Source organism: Kocuria sabuli (assembly GCF_040981185.1).
Taxonomy (GTDB): Bacteria; Actinomycetota; Actinomycetes; order Actinomycetales; family Micrococcaceae; genus Kocuria; species Kocuria sabuli.
This window is the reverse complement of record NZ_JAVHZE010000004.1, coordinates 88916-110239: the sequence shown is the minus strand read 5'-3', so window position 1 is coordinate 110239 and position 21324 is coordinate 88916. Positions and strand designations below refer to the sequence as shown.

The 21324-nt window shown below is 72.8% G+C and carries 20 protein-coding genes and 1 tRNA gene; 9 read left to right on the top strand and 12 right to left on the bottom strand.

The window, feature by feature from the left end:
- Window positions 1-134: 134 nt before the first annotated feature.
- On the top strand, window positions 135-1484 hold the full coding sequence (locus tag RE027_RS06120; protein WP_368807364.1) for an MFS transporter: 1350 nt from the start codon (window positions 135-137) through the stop codon (window positions 1482-1484).
- Window positions 1485-1544: 60 nt separating this feature from the next.
- Here RE027_RS06120 and dcd read toward each other — a convergent pair whose 3' ends face one another.
- Window positions 1545-2120 (bottom strand): dCTP deaminase, encoded by a 576-nt coding sequence (gene dcd, locus RE027_RS06115; RefSeq protein ID WP_368807363.1) that lies wholly within the window; start codon window positions 2118-2120, stop codon window positions 1545-1547.
- Window positions 2121-2243: 123 nt separating this feature from the next.
- Between dcd and RE027_RS06110 the strand changes: the two genes are divergently transcribed.
- From RE027_RS06110 to RE027_RS06080, 7 genes are all read left to right on the top strand, one after another.
- Window positions 2244-2314: transfer RNA gene (locus tag RE027_RS06110), tRNA-Gly, on the top strand.
- 143 nt (window positions 2315-2457) lie between these two features.
- Entirely contained in the window at window positions 2458-2904 is a 447-nt protein-coding gene (gene panD, locus RE027_RS06105) for an aspartate 1-decarboxylase (protein ID WP_368807362.1), read from the top strand.
- A gap of 91 nt (window positions 2905-2995) precedes the next feature.
- Complete coding sequence (locus RE027_RS06100; RefSeq protein ID WP_368807361.1) at window positions 2996-3922, top strand: AEC family transporter; 927 nt, start codon at window positions 2996-2998, stop codon at window positions 3920-3922.
- 215 nt (window positions 3923-4137) lie between these two features.
- The gene (locus tag RE027_RS06095; protein WP_438612418.1) at window positions 4138-5460 is read left to right on the top strand and encodes an extracellular solute-binding protein; all 1323 of its coding nucleotides are present in this window, start codon (window positions 4138-4140) and stop codon (window positions 5458-5460) included.
- A complete protein-coding gene (locus RE027_RS06090; protein WP_368807360.1) occupies window positions 5457-6449 on the top strand; it encodes a carbohydrate ABC transporter permease in 993 nt (330 codons plus the stop codon). The genes RE027_RS06095 and RE027_RS06090 overlap by 4 nt, the downstream gene beginning before the upstream one ends.
- A 6-nt stretch (window positions 6450-6455) precedes the next feature.
- Complete coding sequence (locus RE027_RS06085; protein ID WP_368807359.1) at window positions 6456-7289, top strand: carbohydrate ABC transporter permease; 834 nt, start codon at window positions 6456-6458, stop codon at window positions 7287-7289.
- 52 nt (window positions 7290-7341) lie between these two features.
- On the top strand, window positions 7342-8601 hold the full coding sequence (locus RE027_RS06080) for an ABC transporter ATP-binding protein (protein ID WP_368807358.1): 1260 nt from the start codon (window positions 7342-7344) through the stop codon (window positions 8599-8601).
- A gap of 66 nt (window positions 8602-8667) precedes the next feature.
- Here RE027_RS06080 and RE027_RS06075 read toward each other — a convergent pair whose 3' ends face one another.
- Complete coding sequence (locus tag RE027_RS06075) at window positions 8668-9318, bottom strand: hypothetical protein (protein ID WP_368807357.1); 651 nt, start codon at window positions 9316-9318, stop codon at window positions 8668-8670.
- 173 nt (window positions 9319-9491) lie between these two features.
- Here RE027_RS06075 and RE027_RS06070 point away from each other — a divergent pair, with 173 nt between their 5' ends.
- The gene (locus tag RE027_RS06070; RefSeq protein ID WP_368807356.1) at window positions 9492-10469 is read left to right on the top strand and encodes a zinc ribbon domain-containing protein; all 978 of its coding nucleotides are present in this window, start codon (window positions 9492-9494) and stop codon (window positions 10467-10469) included.
- A gap of 78 nt (window positions 10470-10547) precedes the next feature.
- Here RE027_RS06070 and RE027_RS06065 read toward each other — a convergent pair whose 3' ends face one another.
- From RE027_RS06065 to RE027_RS06020, 10 genes are all read right to left on the bottom strand, one after another.
- The gene (locus tag RE027_RS06065) at window positions 10548-12443 is read right to left on the bottom strand and encodes an NHL domain-containing thioredoxin family protein (protein ID WP_368807355.1); all 1896 of its coding nucleotides are present in this window, start codon (window positions 12441-12443) and stop codon (window positions 10548-10550) included.
- A gap of 41 nt (window positions 12444-12484) precedes the next feature.
- The gene (locus tag RE027_RS06060) at window positions 12485-14650 is read right to left on the bottom strand and encodes a bifunctional copper resistance protein CopD/cytochrome c oxidase assembly protein (RefSeq protein WP_368807354.1); all 2166 of its coding nucleotides are present in this window, start codon (window positions 14648-14650) and stop codon (window positions 12485-12487) included.
- Between the two features lie 123 nt (window positions 14651-14773).
- Window positions 14774-15328, bottom strand: a complete 555-nt coding sequence (locus tag RE027_RS06055; RefSeq protein WP_368807353.1) for a copper resistance CopC family protein — start codon at window positions 15326-15328, stop codon at window positions 14774-14776.
- 319 nt (window positions 15329-15647) lie between these two features.
- Window positions 15648-15932: an HU family DNA-binding protein gene (locus RE027_RS06050; RefSeq protein WP_031282576.1), complete on the bottom strand. Its 285-nt coding sequence runs from the start codon at window positions 15930-15932 to the stop codon at window positions 15648-15650.
- Between the two features lie 73 nt (window positions 15933-16005).
- The gene (gene rpsN / locus RE027_RS06045; RefSeq protein ID WP_368807352.1) at window positions 16006-16311 is read right to left on the bottom strand and encodes a 30S ribosomal protein S14; all 306 of its coding nucleotides are present in this window, start codon (window positions 16309-16311) and stop codon (window positions 16006-16008) included.
- A gap of 4 nt (window positions 16312-16315) precedes the next feature.
- Window positions 16316-16483: a 50S ribosomal protein L33 gene (rpmG, locus tag RE027_RS06040; protein ID WP_017832642.1), complete on the bottom strand. Its 168-nt coding sequence runs from the start codon at window positions 16481-16483 to the stop codon at window positions 16316-16318.
- A gap of 1 nt (window position 16484) precedes the next feature.
- Window positions 16485-16721, bottom strand: a complete 237-nt coding sequence (rpmB, locus tag RE027_RS06035) for a 50S ribosomal protein L28 (RefSeq protein WP_368807351.1) — start codon at window positions 16719-16721, stop codon at window positions 16485-16487.
- 375 nt (window positions 16722-17096) lie between these two features.
- A complete protein-coding gene (locus tag RE027_RS06030) occupies window positions 17097-17960 on the bottom strand; it encodes an SGNH/GDSL hydrolase family protein (protein WP_368807350.1) in 864 nt (287 codons plus the stop codon).
- A 44-nt stretch (window positions 17961-18004) separates the two neighbouring features.
- Complete coding sequence (gene malQ, locus RE027_RS06025) at window positions 18005-20215, bottom strand: 4-alpha-glucanotransferase (protein WP_368807349.1); 2211 nt, start codon at window positions 20213-20215, stop codon at window positions 18005-18007.
- A 57-nt stretch (window positions 20216-20272) separates the two neighbouring features.
- Complete coding sequence (locus RE027_RS06020) at window positions 20273-21319, bottom strand: NAD(P)-dependent alcohol dehydrogenase (RefSeq protein WP_368807348.1); 1047 nt, start codon at window positions 21317-21319, stop codon at window positions 20273-20275.
- Between the last annotated feature and the right edge of the window lie 5 nt (window positions 21320-21324).

Sequence of the window (21324 nt, the reverse complement as noted above, 5' to 3'; positions counted from 1 at the left end):
GAGGACCAGCCTACCAAACGGCCTCTCGACTGTGTTCCGCGCCGTTCCGCCGCGCGCCGGGAGGAGGGGCCGCGCAGGCGGGGTCTCGCGGGTCCTGCCCCGCGAGGGGGCACGGCAGGCCTAGCATGACAGCCATGGACACCGCTCCCCCGGGTTCCCCGACCCCGCCCTCCGCGCTCCCCGCGGCACCCCGCACGCCCCGCCGCTCGCACGTGTGGGCCTGGAGCCTGTGGGACGCCGGTTCCGCGGCCTTCAACGCCGTGATGACCACGTTCGTGTTCACCGTCTACCTCACCAGCGACCCGTTCGGCGGAGCGGACCACGCCACGCAGGTGCTGGGCTACGGGATCGGCGCATCGAGCGTCGTCGTGGCCCTGCTGGCCCCCGTGGTGGGCCAGCGCAGCGACGGCGCGGGGCGCCGCAAGCTGTGGCTGGGCGTCAACACGATGCTCACCGCCCTGCTCACCGCGCTGTGCTTCCTGGTCTACCCCCAGTACCCGTTCCTCTACCTGGGGGTCGCGCTGCTGGCGCTCGCCAACGTCTTCGACGAGTTCGCGGTGGTCAACTACAACGCGATGCTGCCCGGCATCGCGGGCCGCGAGCACATCGGCCGCGTGAGCGGGCAGGGCTGGGCGCTGGGCTACTTCGGCGGGATCGTGGCCCTGGCGATCGTCCTGTTCGGCTTCGTCACCCCCGGCTTCCTGGGCATCCCCGAGGAGGACGCGCTCAACGTGCGGGCCGTGGCGCTGTTCTCGGGCCTGTGGATCGCCCTGTTCTCGATCCCCGTCCTGGTCGTGGTGCCGGAGATCCGGCCCACCCGACGGGGCCCGCGCCCGTCCGTGGCCGCGTCCTACCGGCAGCTGTGGGCGACCCTGCGGGGGCTGTACCGGGACGCCCCGCAGACGCTGTGGTTCCTGCTCTCCTCCGCCGTGTTCCGGGACGGGCTCAACGCCGTGTTCACGTTCGGCGGCGTCATCGCGGCCGGCACCTTCGGCTTCACCCTCTCCGAGGTCATCGTCTTCGCGATCGTCGGCAACGTGGCCGCCGGCGTGGGGGCGCTCGTGGGCGGCCGGCTCGACGACCGGGTGGGGCCCAAGCGGGTCATCGTCGCGTCCCTGGTCTGCATCCTCCTGGCGGGCACCCCGCTGCTGTTCCTCGACGGCACGGCCGCGTTCTGGGTCTGCGGGCTGCTCCTGTGCCTGTTCGTGGGCCCGGCGCAGTCGGCCTCCCGGACGTTCCTGGGCCGGCTCACCCGGACCGGCCACGAGGGCGCCCTGTACGGGCTCTACGCCACCACGGGCCGGGCCGTGAGCTTCCTGGCGCCCACCCTGTTCGCCGTGTTCGTCTCGGTGCTGGGGGCGCAGCGCTGGGGGATCCTGGGCATCCTGCTGGTGATCGGCGCGGGCCTGCTGCTGCTCCTCGGCGCCCGGGACCCCGAGCAGACCGCGGCCCCCGAGCGGCCCCGGGCCGCCGGGCACCGCTGAGCCCCGGCGCGGGCCACAGCCGCGGGGCCCGCGGATGCCGGGCCCCCGGACTCGGGGCCCTCAGATGCTGGTGCGCGAGAACCCGAGGTGGCTGCGGGAGGCCGTGGGACCCCGCTGGCCCTGGTACCGGTTGCCGTACGCCCCGTCCCCGTAGGGGTGCTCGGCGGGTGAGGAGAGCCGGAAGAAGCACAGCTGGCCGATCTTGGAGCCGGGCCACAGCTTGATGGGCAGCGTCGCCATGTTGGACAGCTCGAGGGTCACGTGCCCGGAGAAACCGGGGTCGATGAACCCGGCGGTGGAGTGGGTGAGCAGCCCCAGGCGCCCCAGGGAGGACTTGCCCTCCAGGCGGGCGGCGATGTCGTCCGGCAGGCTCACCTTCTCGTAGGTGGAGCCCAGGACGAACTCCCCCGGGTGGAGGACGAAGGCCTCGTCCGGCTCGACCTCCACGAGCCGCGTGAGCTCCGGCTGCTCCACGGAGGGGTCGATGTGCGCGTACTTGTGGTTGTCGAAGAGCCGGAACCAGCGGTCCAGCCGCACGTCGATGCTGGCCGGCTGGATCAGGGCGGGGTCGTAGGGCTCGAGGACGACCCGGCCGCCGTCGAGCTCCCGGCGGATGTCGCGGTCAGAGATCAGCACGGTCCCCAAGGTATCGCACGCCGGCCGGCCGGAACCGTGTCCCGCCCCCGCCCGGCCGCGGCAGGTGGTGTACAGTGTGGTGGTGTCCTCGTCCGGTGCACGCACCGGACGGAGCACGGATGCGCGGCTGTAGCTCAATGGTAGAGCGCACGCTTCCCAAGCCTGATACGCGGGTTCGATTCCCGTCAGCCGCTCTCGCACCGAACGCCCCGCGCCCTCGAAGGGCCGGGGCGTTCGTCGTGCCCGGGGGTCCCGGCGTAGGATGTTCCCGCGCCCCGCCCGCCGAACGCCCGGGGCCGGCCCCCGCACCCCGCCCACGAGGAGCAGATCTCCCGTCATGCTGCGCACCATGTTCAAGGCCAAGATCCACCGGGCCGTCGTGACCCAGGCCGACCTCCACTACGTCGGTTCGGTCACCGTGGACCAGGACCTCCTGGACGCCGCCGACATCCTGCCGGGCGAGCTCGTCTCCATCGTGGACGTCACCAACGGCGCCCGCCTGGAGACCTACACCATCGCCGGCGAGCGCGGCTCCGGCGTCGTCGGGATCAACGGCGCCGCGGCGCACCTGGTCCACCCGGGCGACCTCGTGATCCTCATCAGCTACGCCCAGATGGACGACGCCGAGGCCCGCGCCCACGTCCCCCGCGTGGTGCACGTGGACGCACGGAACCGGATCGCCGATCTCGGCGGGGACCCGGCGGAGGCGCTGCTCGACGGCGTCGCCCGCCCCCCGCTGTCCCGGACCCTCGCCGCGGCCCGGGCCGACCTGCCCCCCGCCTGACGCGGCCCGCCCTGCCCGGGAGGACCCCGGGCATGGGATAGAACTGTAGGGGCCCGGGTCCGCGGGTTCCGACGGTTCGAAGGAGGGCCCCGTGGCCGGTGTGTTCTCGGGGTTCTTCATCGTGTGGGCCGTCATCGGGGCCGGGTACGTGGTGGGCCGGCGCCGGGTGCTGGGCCCGCAGGGGCAGCTGGTGCTGAGCAAGTTCGCCTTCTACGTGGCGAGTCCGCCGCTGCTGTTCCTGACCATCTCCGAGGCCGACATCGGCCGGATCCTCTCCGCCCCGCTGCTGGTCGCCGCCGTCTCGGCCGTGGCCACCACCCTGGTCTACGCCGCGATCGCCCGCTGGGTGCTGCGCAGGGACGCGGCCACCACGCTGATGGGCGCCCAGGCCGCCTCCCAGGTGAACTCCGCCAACCTGGGCATCCCGATCGCCGTCTTCGTGCTCGGCGACGCGACCATGGTGGTGCCCGTCATCCTGTTCCAGCTGGCCCTCAACACGCCGGTGTACCTGACGATCATGGACACGCTCACGGACGGCCGCCGCCCGAGCCCGGCCACGGTGCTGGGCAACGTGGTGACCAACCCGATGATCGTGGGCTCGGGGCTGGGGATCCTCTTCGCGGTGACCGGCTGGCGGCTGCCCGAGGTGGTGCACGAGCCCGTGGAGCTGGTGGCGGGGGCCTCGATCCCGGCGATGCTGATGGCCTTCGGGATCTCCCTGGTGGGCGCGGTGCCGCTGCGGGCCGGGGCCGGCCCGCGCCGGGACGTGGTGCTGGCCTGCCTGCTGAAGCTGCTGCTCCACCCGCTGCTCGCGTTCCTGTTCGCGAGGTTCGTGCTGGGCCTGGACGGGCACCTGCTCTACGCGGTGGTGGTCATGGCGGCGCTGCCCACCGCCCAGAACATCTACATCGCGGCGGTGCGCTACGGCCGCGCCGAGCAGCTGTGCCGTGACACGGTGCTGCTGACCACGGTCGTCGCGATGCTGACCATGGCCGGGGTGGCCCTGCTGCTCTCCTGAGCCGCGGACCCGCGCCCTGGAAGCACAGACGGCGCTCGTTCGCAAACACACAGGTTACTGGTTTGTGAGGTAACGCACTCATACACTGAAGTTCCGCGCAGGAGTGGTGGTCGATCGGCAGCACGCACCACCGACCGTCCCGCCGAGCGGGTCCCACAGGATCCCTTCGACGTCCCTCGCGGGCCGCCACATCGCCGAAGGGGAGGAACAGACAGTTGACCACCACCTCACACCCCCACAGGACCTCCGGGAGGCGACGGCTCGGTGCCGCCACCGCCCTGGGTGCCGTGGGCGCCCTCATCATGACGGGTTGCGGTGACGCCGACGCCGGCGGCACCCCGACCCTCACCTGGTACATCAATCCGGACGCCGGTGGCCAGGCCGAACTGGCCCAGCAGTGCTCGGAGGAGTCCGGGGGCCGGTACAACATCGAGACGGCGCTGCTCCCGCGCGACGCCGACGGCCAGCGCGAGCAGCTCGCCCGGCGCCTCGCCGCCGGGGACACGACGATGGACATCATGAGCCTCGACCCGCCCTTCATCCCGGAGCTGGCCGAGCCCGGGTTCCTGGCGCCCGTGCCGGGCGACGTCGAGGAGGCCACCACCCAGGACGTCCTGGCCGGCCCGCTCGAGGGCGCCATGTGGAAGGACGAGCTGGTCTCGGTGCCGTTCTGGGCCAACACGCAGCTGCTCTGGTACCGGGAGTCCGTGGCGGAGGCCGCCGGCCTGAACATGGACGAGCCCGTGACCTGGGACCAGATCATGGACGCCGCCCGGGAGCAGGACAAGTACCTGGGGGTGCAGGGCACGTCGGCCGAGTCGATGACGGTGTGGGTCAACGGCCTGATCAAGTCCGCCGGGGGCGAGATCATCGAGAACCCGGAGGCCCCGGCCGACGAGATCGTGATCGGCATGGACTCGGAGGCCGCGCTGAAGGCCGCCGATATCGTGGGCACCATCGGCCGGGACGGCCTCGGCGGGCCCGGGTTGCCGACCTCCACGGAGAACACGTCCATGATCGAGTTCCAGTCCGACAACGGCTCGTTCATGGTCAACTGGCCCTTCATCTACGCGGCCACCGCCGCGGCCGTGGAGGGCGGGACCGTGGAGCGGTCCATGTTCGAGGACATCGGCTGGGCCCTGTGGCCGCGGGTGGACCCGGACGAGCCCTCCGCTCCCCCGCTGGGCGGGATCAACCTGGGTGTGGGCGCCACGTCGGAGCACCAGGACCTCGCGTGGGAGGCCGTGGAGTGCATCGTCCAGCCGGAGAACCAGGCGTACTACTTCGTGACCAACGGCAACCCGGCGGCGTCCGAGGCCGCGTACGAGGACCCCGAGGTCCGGGAGGCCTTCCCGATGTACGAGACCATCCGGGAGTCCCTGGACCAGGCGGCGCCGCGTCCGCAGACCCCGTACTACAACGAGGTCTCCACCGCCATCCAGCAGGAGTGGACGCCACCGGCGTCCGTCACCGAGAACACGCCCCGTGATACCTCCGCGTTCATCGAGGCCGTCCTGAAGGGAGACAAGCTGCTATGAGCACCGTCGTCAACCCCAACGCTCCCGGCACCGGTCCCCGGGAGGCCGCGCCCGCGCCCGTGACGGGGCGCCGCAGCGCCAAGCCGGCGATGTCCGACCGCGCCCGCTCCGAGCGCAAGCTGGGCTGGATGCTCGCCGGACCGGCGTTCATCGTGATGCTGCTGGTCACGATGTACCCGATCCTGCAGGCGCTGTGGGACTCGCTCTTCTCGTTCCGGCTCACCGACCCGGGGAACAGGGAGTTCGTCTTCGCCGGCAACTACACCACGGTCCTGTCCGACATCGTGTTCTGGCGGGACCTCGGGGTGACGGTGCTCATCACGGTGGTCACGGTGATCGTGGAGCTCGTCCTGGGCTTCGCCCTGGCGCTCGTGATGAACAACGCGATCCGCAGCACCAAGGGCCTGCTGCGCACCGCGATCCTGGTGCCCTACGGCATCATCACCGTGGTCTCGGCCTTCGCGTGGTTCTACGCGTTCGACATCACCACCGGCTACGTCAACAACTGGTTCTCCTGGGTGCCGGGCATCGGCCCGGACTTCAACTGGTTCTCCAACACCTGGTCCGCCCTGTTCGTGATCATGGCCTCCGAGATCTGGAAGACCACGCCGTTCATCTCGCTGCTGCTGCTCTCGGGCCTGGCCCAGGTGCCGAGCGAGTACACCGAGGCCGCCCGGGTGGACGGCGCCACCTGGTGGCAGCGGATGTCCCGGGTGATCCTGCCCAACATGAAGGCCGCGATCATGGTGGCGGTCGTGTTCCGCGCCCTGGACGCCTTCCGCATCTTCGACAACATCTTCATCATGACCCAGGGCCAGTACGGCACCGAGACGCTGTCCCTGCTGGCCTACCGCACGTCCATCGGCCGACTGGAGATCGGGCTCGGCTCCGCGATCTCCGTGATCCTGTTCGTCTGCGTGCTGCTGATCGCCTTCCTCGCCATCAAGGTGTTCAAGGTCGATCTCGCCGGCGCCGGGAAGGGAAGGTAATCGCCCATGTCCACCAAGCACAAGGTCGGCTGGGCCGTCGTCTCGGTCCTGGTCCTGATCTACGCACTGTTCCCCGTCGCCTCGATCCTGATGACGTCCTTCAAGGCGCCGGCGGACCTGTCCTCCGGGAAGTTCCTGCCCACCGAGTGGGTCGGCGAGAACTACTCGGCGCTCTTCGTGGGCTCGGCCCGCGACCTGTTCCTGCCCTCGCTGCGGAACTCGATCGGCATCTGCCTGATCGCGACGTTCATCGCGGTCGTCCTGGCCACGCTGTGCGCCTACGCGATCGCCCGCCTGGACTTCCCCGGCAAGAAGCTGATCCTGACGGTCGCCCTGGCCGTGTCCATGTTCCCCGTGGTCTCGATCGTGACCCCGCTGTTCAACCTGTGGCGCCAGATCGGCCTCTACGACACGTGGCCCGGCCTGATCATCCCCTACCTCTCGCTGACCCTGCCGATCTCCATCTGGACCCTGACGGCCTTCTTCCAGCAGATCCCGTGGGACCTCGAACGGGCCGCCCAGGTGGACGGCGCCACGACCTGGCAGGCGTTCACCAAGGTGATCGTGCCCCTGGCCCTGCCCGGCGTGTTCACCACCGCGATCATCGCCTTCTTCATCGCCTGGAACGACTTCGTCTACGGCATCGGCCTCACCTCCACGGAGGCTGCCCGTCCGGTGCCCGCGGCGCTCGCGTTCTTCACCGGCGCCTCGCAGTTCGAGGACCCTGCGGGCGCGATCTCCGCGGCGGCCATCATCGTCACCATCCCGGTGGTGATCCTGGTGCTGCTCTTCCAGCGCCAGATCGTCTCCGGCCTGACCCAGGGCGCGGTCAAGGGCTGAGCCCGCCCGCCTCCGACGCTTTTCCCGAACCGAACGAAGGACTGAGTCCCAGATGGCATCCATCACCCTCAACCATCTCGTCAAGAAGTACGGCGACGGCTTCCCCGCGGTCAACGACGTCTCGATCGACATCGCCGACGGCGAGTTCCTCATCCTCGTGGGCCCCTCCGGCTGCGGCAAGTCGACGCTGCTCCGGATGATCGTGGGCCTCGAGGACATCACCTCGGGGGACCTGCTGATCAACGGCGAGCGCGTCAACGAGAAGGAGCCGCGCGAGCGCAACCTCTCCATGGTGTTCCAGAACTACGCCCTGTACCCGCACCTGACCGTCTACGAGAACATCGCCTTCCCGCTGCGGCTGTCCAAGGGGAAGTTCTCCGACGAGGAGATCGACCGGAAGGTGCGCCACGCCTCGTCGACGCTGGACCTCGACGAGCACCTGGAGCGCAAGCCGGCCAACCTCTCGGGTGGTCAGCGTCAGCGCGTGGCCATGGGCCGGGCGATCGTGCGGGACGCGGACGCGTTCCTGTTCGACGAGCCGCTGTCCAACCTGGACGCGAAGCTGCGCGGCCAGATGCGCACCGAGATCGCCCAGCTGCAGCGGCGGATGGGCATCACCTCGGTCTACGTGACCCACGACCAGACCGAGGCCATGACCCTCGGCGACCGCGTGGCCGTGCTCAAGAAGGGCATCCTGCAGCAGATCGCCTCGCCCCGGGAGCTCTACGAGCAGCCGGCCAACCTGTTCGTGGCGGGGTTCATCGGCTCCCCGTCGATGAACTTCCTGCCGGCGCACGTGCGCGGCGACGTGTTCGAGACCCCGCTGGGCGACTTCCCGGTGCCGCAGCAGGCCGCGGGCAAGCTGCCCGGGGACGACAGGATCGTGCTGCTGGGCCTGCGCCCGGAGCACTTCGAGGACGCCAAGTTCGTGGACGAGGCGAAGGTCTCCCGCGGCACCACCTTCGACGCCGAGTTCACCCACACGGAGTGGATGGGCAACGAGCAGTACGGCTACATCAACTACCAGCAGGACGAGACCGTCAAGGCGAAGCTCGACGAGCTGGCGCAGGACCTGGACGGGGACGAGATGCACCCGCAGATCGTCGTGTCGCTGGACGCCACCTCCCGCATCCGCGGCGGGACCCAGGGGCGGATCTGGATCGACACCCGCCGGATGCACGTCTTCGACCCCGAGACCGGGGAGAACCTCACCCGGGACGCGGAGGCCGGTGCCGAGCTGACCCGCGAGGCGACCGAGGAGCGCAAGGCCGAGATCGACCGGGCCCGCCAGCAGCTGGCCGCCGCCGGCTGACCGCTCCCCCGGTCACGAGGAGCCCGCCGCCCGGCCCCGGGCGGCGGGCTCCTCGCACGTGCCGGCTCAGTCCGCGCCCGGCAGGCCGAGCAGGAGCCAGAGCACGAGCGCGAGGACGGCGAGCAGCCCCGCGGAGGACGCGGCGGAGGCCGCCGCCGGGTGCTTGAGCCGCCAGGGCACCAGCCGGGGCCAGCGCGCGGCGGCCTCCCGGGCGGTCGTGTGCTCCACGTGGGTGCGCGGCGCGCCCAGGGCCTCGGCCACCTCCTCGAGCGTGCGCCCGTCCCACACCACGCCGTCCAGCGCCAGCACGCGGCGGCCCGACGGTCCGGCCGCCCACAGGTGGGGCCGGCCGGCCCGCCGCGGGCTGCCGGCCGAGCGGTGCAGCGCCCCGACCGTGACGACGTGGTCGACCCGGGCGAGCGGTGTCGCGGCGAAGCCCACGGTGCGGGAGCGCAGGACGTGGCTGTCGGTCCGCACCACGAGCGCGGGGCGCAGCCGGACCCAGCAGGCCAGGCCGGCCAGCAGCACGAGCGCCAGGAGCACGGCGGCGACCACCGGGGCGGGCCGCCGCGACCAGAGCAGCAGCAGGAGCACGGCGCCCACGAGCAGCGGGGCCAGGCAGGCGAGCAGGCGCCGGCCGTAGGCGCCCAGCCGCGGGCGGAGGACGGCGCGGACGGGGCCGTACTTCTCGGGGACCTGCCGGACGGCGTCGGCCATGGGAGTCAGCTCCAGACGGGGAACGGGGACGGGCGGAGCGCGGGAGGGGCCGCGGCACGCCAGCGTACCCGCCCGGGCGTCCCGTGCGGCACGGGACGCCCCGTGCCGCACCGTGGGCGGGCGGGCGGCCCCGTGGACGGGCGGGCGGGGAGGGGATCGGTTAGCGTGAACGGATGGAGTCCAACGCCCGCGTGCTCAAGGCCCTCGGGGCCTGGCTGTTCCTCGTGCTGCTCGGGATGGCGGCCGCCGCCGTCACCATCGCCCTGGTCAACAAGTACCTGTACGGCCCGGAGACGGACGTGCGGGCGTACTTCCAGCAGCTGCGGGACGGCGACGGCGGGCAGGCCCTCGGGCTGCTCAACGCCCGGGTCCCCGAGGCCAACGCCGCGATGCTGGACGGCGACCCCCTGGAGGCCTCGGCCGAGGAGCTCGAGGACGTCGAGGTGTCCACCGTGAGCAACGACGGCGAGCGGGCCGTGGTGCGCGCCGACTACAGCGTCGGCGGCACGCGGCACAGCTCCGAGTTCAGCCTGCACCCGGTGGACACGCAGTGGGGCTTCTTCACCGTGTGGGCCTTCGACGAGACCCCGCTGCCCACGCTGACGGTCGCTCTGCCGGGCGTGACCTCCGTGGACATCAACGGCATGTCCGTGGCGCTGCCGGACTCCTCCGGGGAGTTCTCCGCGTTCTTCCCGGGGACCTACACGGCCTCCTACACCTCCGAGTTCCTGGAGGCCGAGCCGGTGAGCACCGTGCTGACGGGCCCGGGCCAGGAGGCGGAGATCGTGCTGGAGCCCCGGCCCACCACGGCGCTCGAGGAGGAGGTGGACCGCCGGCTGCAGGAGCACCTCGACGGCTGCGCCGAGCAGAGCACCCTCTTCCCCACGGGCTGCCCGTTCTCCTACGAGTTCGACGGGCGGGTCCAGGGAGACGTGGAGTGGACGATCGAGTCCTATCCGGACCCGCGGATCGAGGCGGGCGCGGAGGGCGGCTGGTCGCTGGAACCGGCGCGCGGCACCGCCCGGATCGCGTTCGACTCCCTGGACCTCTTCACGGGCGACGTCGAGCGGCTCGAGCGGACCGTGCCGTTCGAGCTCGCCGCGGAGCTCGCCGTCGACGGCTCGACGGTGCGGGTCACCCCGCGCGGCTGAGGCCGCCGCACGAGCGGCCCCGGGCCGGCGCCGTCCCGGACGCGGGGTCCCGGGGCGGCGCCGGCCCGCCGGCAGGGCTCAGTTGACCCCGCGCAGGTCCAGCACGAGCTCGGCCTCGCCCTCGGCGTCCAGCACGAACGGGATGCCCCAGTCCTGCTGGTACAGGTGGCAGGCGGCGTGGTCGGGGATCTCCCCGCCCGGCTCGCCGTCGCAGGCCGCGGCGCGCGCGGTGAGGTGCAGCACGCCCTCGGTGACGCCCTCCGCGAGCACGAGCTCACGGCGCAGGCCCTGCGCCGTGCCGGCCCCCTCGACGAGCGCCGCCTCGGGGGAGGACGAGATCTTCAGCTGCGTGGGGTCGCCCCACCGGTCGTCGAGCTTCTGCCCGGTCGGCGCCGCGAAGCGCACGTCGACAGAGAGCGCGCCCGGGGCCAACTTCGTGCGCGCGCGCTGGGTCTGCGCCGCGCCCTCGTCGACGCGCTGGGCGGTGGCGGGGATCGGCACGCGGACCAGGCGGTGGGCGTTGGCCTCGACGACGACGAGCAGCGGCTCCTCCCCCGAGACGTCCAGGAGCACGTCGGAGGGCTCGGCCAGGCCGCGGGCCAGGGTGGCGACCTGGCCCGTCCGCGGGTCGTAGTGGCGCACGGCGCCGTTGTAGGTGTCCGCCACGGCCACGGAGCCGTCGGGCAGCTGGGCCACGCCGAGGCAGTGCTGCAGCCGCGCCTGGCCGGCGTCGCCGTCGCGGAAGCCGAAGTCGAACAGTCCCTCCCCGACCGCGGTCGAGACCGTGACGGCGCCGTCGTCGCCGAACCGGAGCACGCGCAGGGCGGAGGTCTCCGAGTCGGCGATCCACACGTTGCCCAGGTGGTCCTCGGCGAGCCCCGAGGACTGGGCGAACCACGCCTCGGCGGCGGGCCCGTCCTTGAGGCCCTCGTCCCCGGTGCCGGCGAGCACGGCGAGCTGGCCGCTGCGCGGGTCGAAGGAGAACAGCTGGTGGGTGCCGGCCATGGCCACCACGAGCCGGTCGGCCCGGGCGGACCACACGACGTCCCACGGGGAGGACAGCGCCACGCTCAGCGGGTCCGCGCCCTCGGGCACGGCGTTGGGCTCGGCGCCCCGGGCGCGCTCCTCGTCGAGGAGGCGCTGCACGCCGCTGCCGGCGACCGTGCGCACCGCGCCGGTGGCGAGCTCCACGCCGCGCAGCCGGTGGTTCACGGAGTCGGCCACGACCACGTCGTAGCCGACCGCCGTCCGCACGTCCCCGGGCAGCAGGGCGAGGCCCTGCGGCTCGGTGAAGCGGGCGCTCCCGGCGTCCCCGTCCTCGTGGCCCTTCTGCCCGGCGCCGATCACGCGCCGGACGGTCTCCAGGTCGTTGCCGAGCTGGACGAGGCGGTGGTGGCCGGTGTCGGAGACGAGGAAGGAGCCGTCCGGCAGCGGCAGGACCTTGCCGGGGAAGCGGAGGTCGCCCTCGGGCGCCGGGCGCGGGACGTAGGGGCCGTCGCCGCGGTGCAGGGTGCCCCGGGCCTCGTGCTCGGCCACGAGCTCCTCGACGACGGAGACGAGGCCCTGGACGTGGCCCTCCCCGGACAGGTGCGCCACGATGTAGCCCTCGGGGTCCACGACGACGAGGGTCGGCCAGGCCCGGGCCGTGTAGGCGTCCCAGGTGGTCAGCTCGGGGTCGTCGAGCACGGGGTGGTGGACCTCGTAGCGGTCCACGGCCGCGGCGAGCGCCTCCGGGTCGGCCTCGTGCTCGAACTTCGGCGAGTGCACCCCCACGGTGACGAGGACGTCGGAGAAGCGCTCCTCGAGGGGCCGCAGCTCGTCGAGCACGTGCAGGCAGTTGATGCAGCAGAAGGACCAGAAGTCCAGGATCACGACCTTGCCGCGCAGGGCGGCGAGGTCCAGGTCCTGGCCGCCGGTGTTGAGCCAGGCGCGGCCCTGCAGTTCGGAGGCGCGGACGCGGGAGGTGAGGCGCATGGGGAACGGGTCCTTTCGGGTGGGTGCGGTGGGTGCGGGGCTCAGCGGCGGGCGGCGCGGCCGTCGCGCTCCGCGAGCCCGGCCATCATGTCGTTGTAGGCCTTGAGCTCGGCGTCGTCGGTGCGGTCCGCCTGGCGGTCCACGCGGCGGTTCTCCTTGCTCCCCGCCATCGCCCACAGGACGGCCACGGAGACCGCGACGACGACGGTGGGGAACTCGCCGATCCCCCACATGAGGGCACCGCCGAACTGCTGGTCCTCGATCGCGGACCGGCCCCAGTCGCGTCCGGTGTTGCCGAACCAGGAGGCCTGCAGCAGGGTGTCCGAGCCGGTCAGGGCCACGCCCACGAAGGCGTGGTAGACCATCGTGGCCAGCAGCAGCACGAGGCGCATCATGTAGCCGGGGCGGTACGGGATCGGGTCGCTGCCGATCAGCACGAGCATGAACAGGTACCCGGTGATCAGGAAGTGCACGACCATGAACACGTGGCCCACGTGGTAGTGCAGCGTGAAGTGGAACAGCGGGGTGAAGTAGAAGACGAGGATCGAGCCGGCGAAGTTCACGGCGGCGAAAATGGGGTGGGTCACGACCCGGCCGAACGGGGAGTGCACCAGGCGCAGGATCCACTCCCGGGGCCCGCGGGAGCCGTCGTGCCGGGGCTCCAGGGCCTTGAGCAGCAGGGAGACCGGGGAGCCCAGGACGAGGAAGATCGGCACCACCATGGTCAGCGTCATGTGCTCGACCATGTGCGCCGAGAACAGGACCCGGCCGTAGACGGCGACCCCGCCGGAGGTGGTGTAGAACAGGATGCCGAGCCCGGTCAGCCACGAGAGGGCGCGCAGCACGGACCAGGTGTCCCCGCGCCGGCGCACGCGCACGAACGCCCAGAGGTAGACGAGGGCGAGGAACGCGCACACGGCGAGCCACAGCCAGTCGACGCGCCAGGTGGTGAACCAGGAGGCAGCGGTCGGCTCGGGGGGCAGCTCGTACCCGGTGAGGATCAGGGCCGGGGAGGCGTCCGGGGCGAGCTCCTCGGGCACCGGCGGCGCCGTCCGGGACAGGGCCACGGCGACGCCCATGACGGCGCCCATGACCAGCAGCTCCCCGAGCACCAGCTGCCACACCGCGCGGCGGGCCGTGAGCCGGCCGGCCTCGAGCGCGGGGACCAGCCACCGGCGGTGGGCCAGGCCCGCCAGTCCCAGGGCGAGGGTGAGGGCGGCCTTGACCAGCACGAGCCCGCCGTATCCGCTGGAGAGCTGGTCCCAGGACCCGATCCGCACCGCCGCGTTGACCGTCCCGGAGAGGAGCACCAGGAAGAAGGCCCCGAACGCGACGGCGGAGAACCGGCGCAGCACCACGACCGCGATCGGCGCGCGGCCCCGGGTGCCGGCCGGTGCGCGGCCGCGGGCGGCGCCCTCGGGCAGCGTGCCGGTGCCGGCGTCCGGGGCGCTCAGCTGCGGCGAGAGCCAGGCCAGCACCACGAGCCCGCCCGTCCACAGGCACGCGCCCAGCAGGTGCAGGCCCAGGGAGTTGACGGCGCCCATGTGGTCGTCGCCGCCCGCCGAGTGGCCGTTGAGGGCCATCGCCACGAGGGCGACGCAGGACAGGGCCAGGGTGAGCAGGAGCCCGAGCAGCGCCCGGACCCCGAAGACGAGGGTGGTCACCACGGCGGCCACCACGACGATCGCCGTCTGGGCCTGGCCCGTGGGGATGTCCGTGGCGTAGTGCAGCAGCTGCTGGGTGTACGTCCCGTCCCCGCCCACGGGCACGCCGGCGACGTCGGAGTAGGACAGGACGAGCACGGTGAGGGCCGCCACGGTCCACACCACGGCCGCGGCCTCGGCCAGGCGCAGCGTCGCGGTGAACAGCGGGTGCTCCGGGGCCGTGGCCCCGTCCCCGGCGCCCGCCCGGCCGCGGCCGCCGCCGCCACGGGCGCTGGGCACGATCCCCACCGCGAAGAGCAGAGCGCCCAGCACCACGACCAGCGCGCCGTTGTGCACGAGCTCGGCGGCGGGCAGGCCCCAGCGGACCAGCGCCCCGGGGTCGGCGGCGAGCCGGGCGTCGCCCGACCCGGTCCAGGCCATCGCCACGACGAGCGCCGTGAGGGCCACGACGGGCACGGCCGCGAGCAGCCAGGGGTCCAGTCCCCGGCCGCCCGGCTGCGCGGCCGTCCCGTGGTCGGCGCGCTCGGCCGTCCTGGTGCTCATGGTGTGTCTCCTCCATCCGCCCCACGGCGTCGGGGCAGCTCCGTCCATTGTCCCCCGCCGCGCAAATCCGTCCGCGCCCGGGTCCCGCCCGCGCGGAGGCCCGGCCGGGCGGGCGCGCCCCGCTCACCCCCTGCGGCGCCGGCGGGACGCGATGCTCACCGCGCCGAGCACGGCCAGGGCCACCGCTGCGCCGCCGACGGCGACCAGCCAGAGGGGGGCGGCACCGGAGGTGGCCCGGTCCGCGGCGTTCTGCGCCTGGTCGGCGGGGACCTCGGCCGTGGGGCTCACCCCCGGGGAGGGCTCGGCGCCGGTCCCGACCTCGTAGGCGAAGGTCCCCTCGATCGGGTGCCCGTCGCTGGAGACGACGCGCCAGACCACCTGGTAGGTCTCGTCCTCGGGCCCGGCGTCGGCCAGGGGCTGGACGATCCGGTTCCCCACGGTCTCGAGCGGGCCGTCCGTCACGGAGCGACCCTCGGAGTCGGTGACCTGCACCTGGTGCCCGATGTCCATGACCTGGCCGGAGAAGGTGAGCTCCAGCTCCTGCGGCGCGGTCGTCAGGGCCGAGCCGGGCTCGGGGGTCACGGCCGTGAGCTCGTCGTGGGCGGAGGCGGGCAGGGCGGTCAGGACGGTGAGGGCGCCCGCCGCCAGCAGGGCGGCGGCGCGTCGTGTGGTGCGCATGGTGTGCTGTCTCCTCGGGTGCCGGGCGTGGCGTCGGTGGGCCGTCGGTACGGGGGCCGCCGGACCGGGACGGTCGGCGGCGTCCAGGGGGCGCCGGACGTCCTGCCGCGGCCCGGGAGGCCGGCCGTGGGCGGGGCCGCGTGCGCGCGTCCCCTCCCCGGCGCACCGGCCGGCTCGGTGCTCCCATTATGTGCGGCACCGCGCGGGCCCGGCCAATTGCGGGCACCCCGGCCGAGCACGCCGAAGGGGCGGCCCCCGGCGGGGGCCGCCCCTTCGGACGAAGCCATGGAGAGGGTCCGGAACGGACCCGCGGGTGTCCCTACTTCTTGGACACGGCCGCCTTGAGCTTGGAACCAGCGGTCAGCTTGACGCCGTGGCCGGCCGGGATCTCGATGGTCTCACCGGTCTGCGGGTTGCGGCCCGTGCGCGCGGCGCGGTCGGTGCGCTCGACGGCCAGCCAGCCCGGGATGGTGATCTTCTCACCGGCGGAGACGGACTCCTCGAAGACCTGGAACATCGCGTCCAGCACCCCGTTGACGGCGGCGTTGGTGGTGCCGGCCTTCTCGGCGACCTCTGCGACAAGTTCACTGCGGTTCTTAGCCATGTTCATGTCCTCCTGGACTTGGGGTCGTGGGGAAGCGCGGCCCCGGAGACCGGTCGCGCTCCTGCGTCAGAAATTACCAGCTGGACTTCGTGATGCCGGGCAGCTCACCGCGGTGCGCCATCTCGCGGAAACGGACGCGGGAGATGCCGAACTTCTGGAGGGTGCCGCGGGGACGGCCGTCGATCTGGTCGCGGTTGCGCAGACGGACCGGGGAGGCGTCGCGCGGCAGCTTCTGCAGGCCCAGGCGGGCGGCCTCGCGGGCCTCGTCGGTGGCGTTCTCGTCGACCAGGGTCTTCTTGAGCTCGGCACGCTTCGCGGCGTAGCGCTCGACGATGACCTTGCGCTGCTCGTTCTTGGCGATCTTGGACTTCTTGGCCATGGGTTCAGCGCTCCTCGCGGAAATCGACGTGCTTGCGGACGACCGGGTCGTACTTCTTGAGGACCATGCGGTCCGGGTCGTTGCGGCGGTTCTTGCGGGTCACGTAGGTGAAACCGGTGCCGGCGGTGGACTTCAGCTTGATGATGGGACGAACGTCCTTGTCCTTGGCCATGCTAGATCTTCTCCCCACGTGCGATCATGTCGGTCACGACGGAATCGATGCCGCGGGCGTCGATGACCTTGATGCCCTTGGCGCTGACGTTGAGCGTCACGGCGCGCCGCAGCGACGGCACCCAGTAGCGCTTCTTCTGAATGTTCGGGTCGAACCGGCGCTTGGTACGGCGGTGCGAGTGCGAAATGCTGTGCCCAAAGCCCGGCTGAGCTCCGGTCACCTGGCAGTGCGCTGCCATAGTGTTCTCCTCCAATGTTGACGAAATGACGGCACGCAGTGGGAGCCGCGGATGATCACTCACCTGCGGCCGAGAGCGTCCCGTCACCTTCAGAATTGCCACCGTTCGCCAACCGGGCCCTCTCGTAAGGCCCGCGGCCGGAACCGGCGAAGGCCTCGCCACGATGAAGACGGTGAAGATCAAGGTGCCGGAAGGTGGACTCCACCACACGACAGCCTTGAAGTCTAGGCCCGTACGGACTTCCCCGCAACCTGACGTCAGGCGTGACCAGCTTCTGGCCAGTCTACCGGCTCCCGGGAGCCCCGCAAACCGGAGGCCTCCCCGGGCACCCGGTGCTCGGCGCGGCGGGCCGCGCGGCGCGGGTCCACGGCGGGCTCAGGCGCGCACCTGGCCGGCGGCGCCGCGGGGCGCGGGCCCGGCGGGGAGCACGTCGCGCGGGAGCAGGGTCGTCCACTCGGGGTGGCGGGCGGTGACCGCGTCGCCGGAGGAGGTGCCGCGCAGCCGGCGCCCGATCCAGGGAAGCAGGTACTCGCGGGCCCAGTACAGGTCCTCCTTGAGCACGCCGGGGCTGGCGGTGACGGGCAGCTGCTCCGTGGGCGGCAGCTCGAGCGCGTGCGCCACGCCGAGCAGCTCCAGCATCCGGGCCGCCACGTGGGTGTGCCCGGCGGCGGACATGTGCAGCCGGTCCACCGCCCAGTACCGCCAGTCCTGCAGCGTGCGCATCCGCCAGTAGTCGAGCACCAGGCAGCCGTGCCGGTCGGCGATCTCCCGCACGTGCTCGTTGTAGAGCGCCTGCCGGGGGCGGGTCCAGGACGTGGGGGCGTCACGGCCGGGGTCGAAGGCCGTGAAGAGCACCACCTCCGCGCCGGAGGACCGCAGCCGGGCGACGGCGTGCTCGTAGACCTCCATGAGGGCGTCCACGTCCGCCCGTGGGCGGAGCATGTCGTTGCCGCCGGCGTAGAGGCTCACCAGGGTCGGCTCCAGGGCCAGGCACGCGTCCAGCTGCCCCTCGACGATCCCGCGCAGCAGGCGTCCGCGGACCGCCAGGTTCGCGTAGCGGGTGTCCGGGTGGGCCGCGGTCAGCTGCTCGGCCACGAGGTCGGCCCAGCCGCGCACCCCGTTGGGGCGGGCGGGGTCGGGGTCCCCCACGCCCTCGGTCATCGAGTCGCCGAGGGCCACGTACCGGACGGGCGGGGCGGGCGGGGCAGGGGCCGGGCGGGGCGTCGTCGGCTCCGTCATGCGGTGGTCCTCCGTTCGGGGGCGGCGGGGGGACCGTCCGGGGCTCAGGGCTCCGTGCGGTCGGTGTGCTGGGGCTGCGCGGGCTCCCCCACCCGCTGGAAGCGGGGCCCGGTGCCGAGGGCCTCGTTGATCGCGCGGACCAGCGACGCGGCCCGGGGGTTCTCCGGCAGCGTCTCCAGCAGGACCGGGTTGCCCGCGCCGTCGGCCAGGGGGACCCGCCAGTTGGGGTACTCGTCGCCGGTGCCCGGCTGGTTCTGCATCCGCCGCTCGCCGACCGCGTCCACGAGGGAGACGTTGAACAGCAGCGCCGGGGCCTGCGCGAGGTAGCGGTGCAGCGCCTCGACCCGGCCCTGCTCGCCCGTGGCCGCGCCCTCGGGGAGGAGCCCGTCGTCGGCCACGGCCGCGAAGAACGTGTCCAGCTGCTTCCGGGCCTCGTCCCGCTCCTCCTCCACCGGGCGGGCCAGCAGGCCGAGCTGCTCGCGCACATCCACCTGCACGCCCTCGAGGAAGCCCGCGGTGGGCGGGAAGTCGTGGGTGCTGACGGAGGCCATGCTCAGCTCCCGGTACTGCGCCGGCGGGAGGGGCTCGTCGCCGTCCAGCTCGAACCACAGGATGGACGTCCCCAGCACGCCGCGCTCGGCGAGGTACTCCCGCACCCACGGCTCCAGGGTGCCGAGGTCCTCGCCGATCACCACGGCCCCGGCGAGCTCGGCCTCGAGCGCCAGGATGCCGACCATCGCCTCGTGGTCGTAGTAGACGTAGGCCCCCTCGGAGGCCTCCTGGCCGTCCGGGATCCACCACAGCCGGAACAGGCCGAGGACGTGGTCCACCCGGATCCCGCCGGCGTGCCGGAAGATGGTGCGCAGCATGTCCCGCCAGGGCAGGTACCCGGCCTCGGCGAGGCGCTCGGGGTGCCACGGGGGCTGGGACCAGTTCTGCCCCTTCTGGTTGTACATGTCCGCGGGCGCGCCCACGCTGACCCCGGAGGCCAGGACGTCCTGGAGGGTCCACGCGTCGGCGCCCTGCTTGTGCACGCCGACCGCGAGGTCGTGGATCACGCCGATGTCCATCCCGGCCAGGTGGGCGGCCCGCTGGGCGGACTCGAGCTGCTCGTCGAGCAGCCACTGCATCCACACGTAGAAGTCGATCCGGCGGGCCAGCCGGGTCCGGGCCTCGACCGCGTACGGGGAGCCGGGGGTCGCGGCCACGTCCTCCCACTCCGGGGCGTCCTCGCCCAGCTCCTCCCGCAGCGCGCACCACAGGCCGAAGTCCTGCAGGCCCTGGCCGCCCTCGGCCACGAACCGGCGCAGCTGCTGCTGGCGGTGCGGGGAGCGGCGGACGGTGAACAGCAGCTCGAGGCTCTTCAGCTTGGCCGCGTACGCCTTGTCCCGGTCGATGGTGCTGGTGTCGAGGTTCTCCCGGCGCTGGATCGCGGCGAGCGTGTTGACGACCTCGAGGTCGGCCGGGCGCAGGTAGGCGTACTCGGGGATCTCGGCGATGCGCAGGTAGAGGGGGTTGAAGAAGCGGCGGCTGGTGGGCAGGTACGGCGAGGGCTCCACCGGCGGGGTGGGCTCGGCGGCGTGCAGCGGGTTGACCAGCAGGTAGTCCGCGCCCTGCTCCCCGGAGACGGCCGCCAGGCTCGCGAGGTCCGAGACGTCGCCCACCCCCCAGGAGCGGCCCGAGGTGACCGAGTAGATCTGGGCCATGTAGCCCCAGCGGCGCCGGCCGTGCAGCCGGTCGGTGGTGGAGAGCCGGCGCGGGGTCACCGCGAGCGGCGTGGTGACGGCGCGGCCGCCGTCGACCTCGGGGCACTCGGCCCGGACCTCGTACCAGCCCGTGCCGAGGCCCTCGGGGACCTCGAAGGTGGCCTGCGCGGTGAGCACGCCGTCGACGTCGCGCGGGGAGCGCCAGTTGTCGATCTCCGGGGCCGCGGTCCGCGTCCCGTCCTCCGCCACGACGGTGACCCGCACGGAGGAGCCGTGCGGGACGTGGACCGCGAACCGGGTGCGGGCGCCGTCGACGGCGACGACGACGGGCGGCAGCGTCCGCCGCCACGGCGCCAGCTCCCGCTGGGCCAGGCACGCCTCGACGGTGTCGTCGTCGCCGGCGTCCGCGCCCAGGGCGTCGAGGACGGCTCGCAGCGTCGTGTCCGGGACCTCCTGCTCCTGCCCGTCGAACCCGGAGTAGGTCGTGGAGACCCGGTACGCCTCGGCGAGCCGGTGCAGCGGGTCGGGAGTGGTGGTGGTGTCGGCCATGGGGACCACTCTAACCAGAGCCCGCCCCGGGTCGCAGGGTGCTGACGATCCCGGTGGCTACGCCAGGGTGCGGGCGACGTCGATCACGAAGCGGTACCGCACGTCCGAGGCGACCACCCGGTCGTAGGCGGCGTCGACGTCGTCGGCGCCGATCAGCTCGATCTCCGCCTCCACGCCGTGCTCCGCGCAGAAGTCGAGCATCTCCTGGGTCTGCGGAATCCCCCCGACCATCGAGCCCGTGAGCACCCGCTGGCGTGCGGCGAGAGCCATCGCCCGCACGCTGTACGGCTCGGTGGGCAGCCCCACGGAGCACAGCACGCCGTCGACCCGCAGCAGGGAGAGGTACTGCTCGATGGGCAGGTCCGCGGAGACCGTGTTGAGGATCAGGTCGAAGCGGCCCTGGTTGCGCTCGAAGGTCTCGGGGTCCTTCGTGGCCCAGTAGTCGGTCGCGCCGAACGCCAGTCCGTCCTCCTGCTTGGACAGGCTCTGGCTCAGGACGGTGACCTCGGCGCCCATGGCGGCGGCGATCTTCACGGCGACGTGGCCGAGCCCGCCCATGCCCAGGACCGCGACCTTGCGCCCGGGGCCCGCGCCCCAGCGCTTGAACGGGGCGTACGTGGTGATCCCCGCGCACAGCAGCGGAGCGGCCCGGGCGGGGTCGAGGGCCTCCGGGACGCGCAGGACGAAGCGCTCGTCGACCACGACGGCGCCGCTGTAGCCGCCCCGGGTGGCGGTGCCGTCGGCCTGGGGCGTGTTGTAGGTGGCCGTCACGCCTTCCGTGCAGAACTGCTCCTGGCCGTCGGTGCAGTACTCGCACCGGCCGCAGGAGTCGACGAAGCAGCCGACCCCCACCGTGTCGCCGGGCGCGAAGCCGGTCACGGCCTCTCCGACGGCGCTGACGCGACCGACGATCTCGTGCCCCGGGGTGACGGGGTAGCGCGTGCCGCCCCACTCGTCGCGCGCGACGTGGATGTCGGAGTGGCAGATGCCGGCGAAGTGGATCTCGATCTCGACGTCGCTCGGGCCGACGGGACGGCGCTCGATCGTGGTGCGGCGGAAGCCGGAGTCGGTGGAGACGGCCTCGAGGGCGGGGACGGTGGTCATGGGGT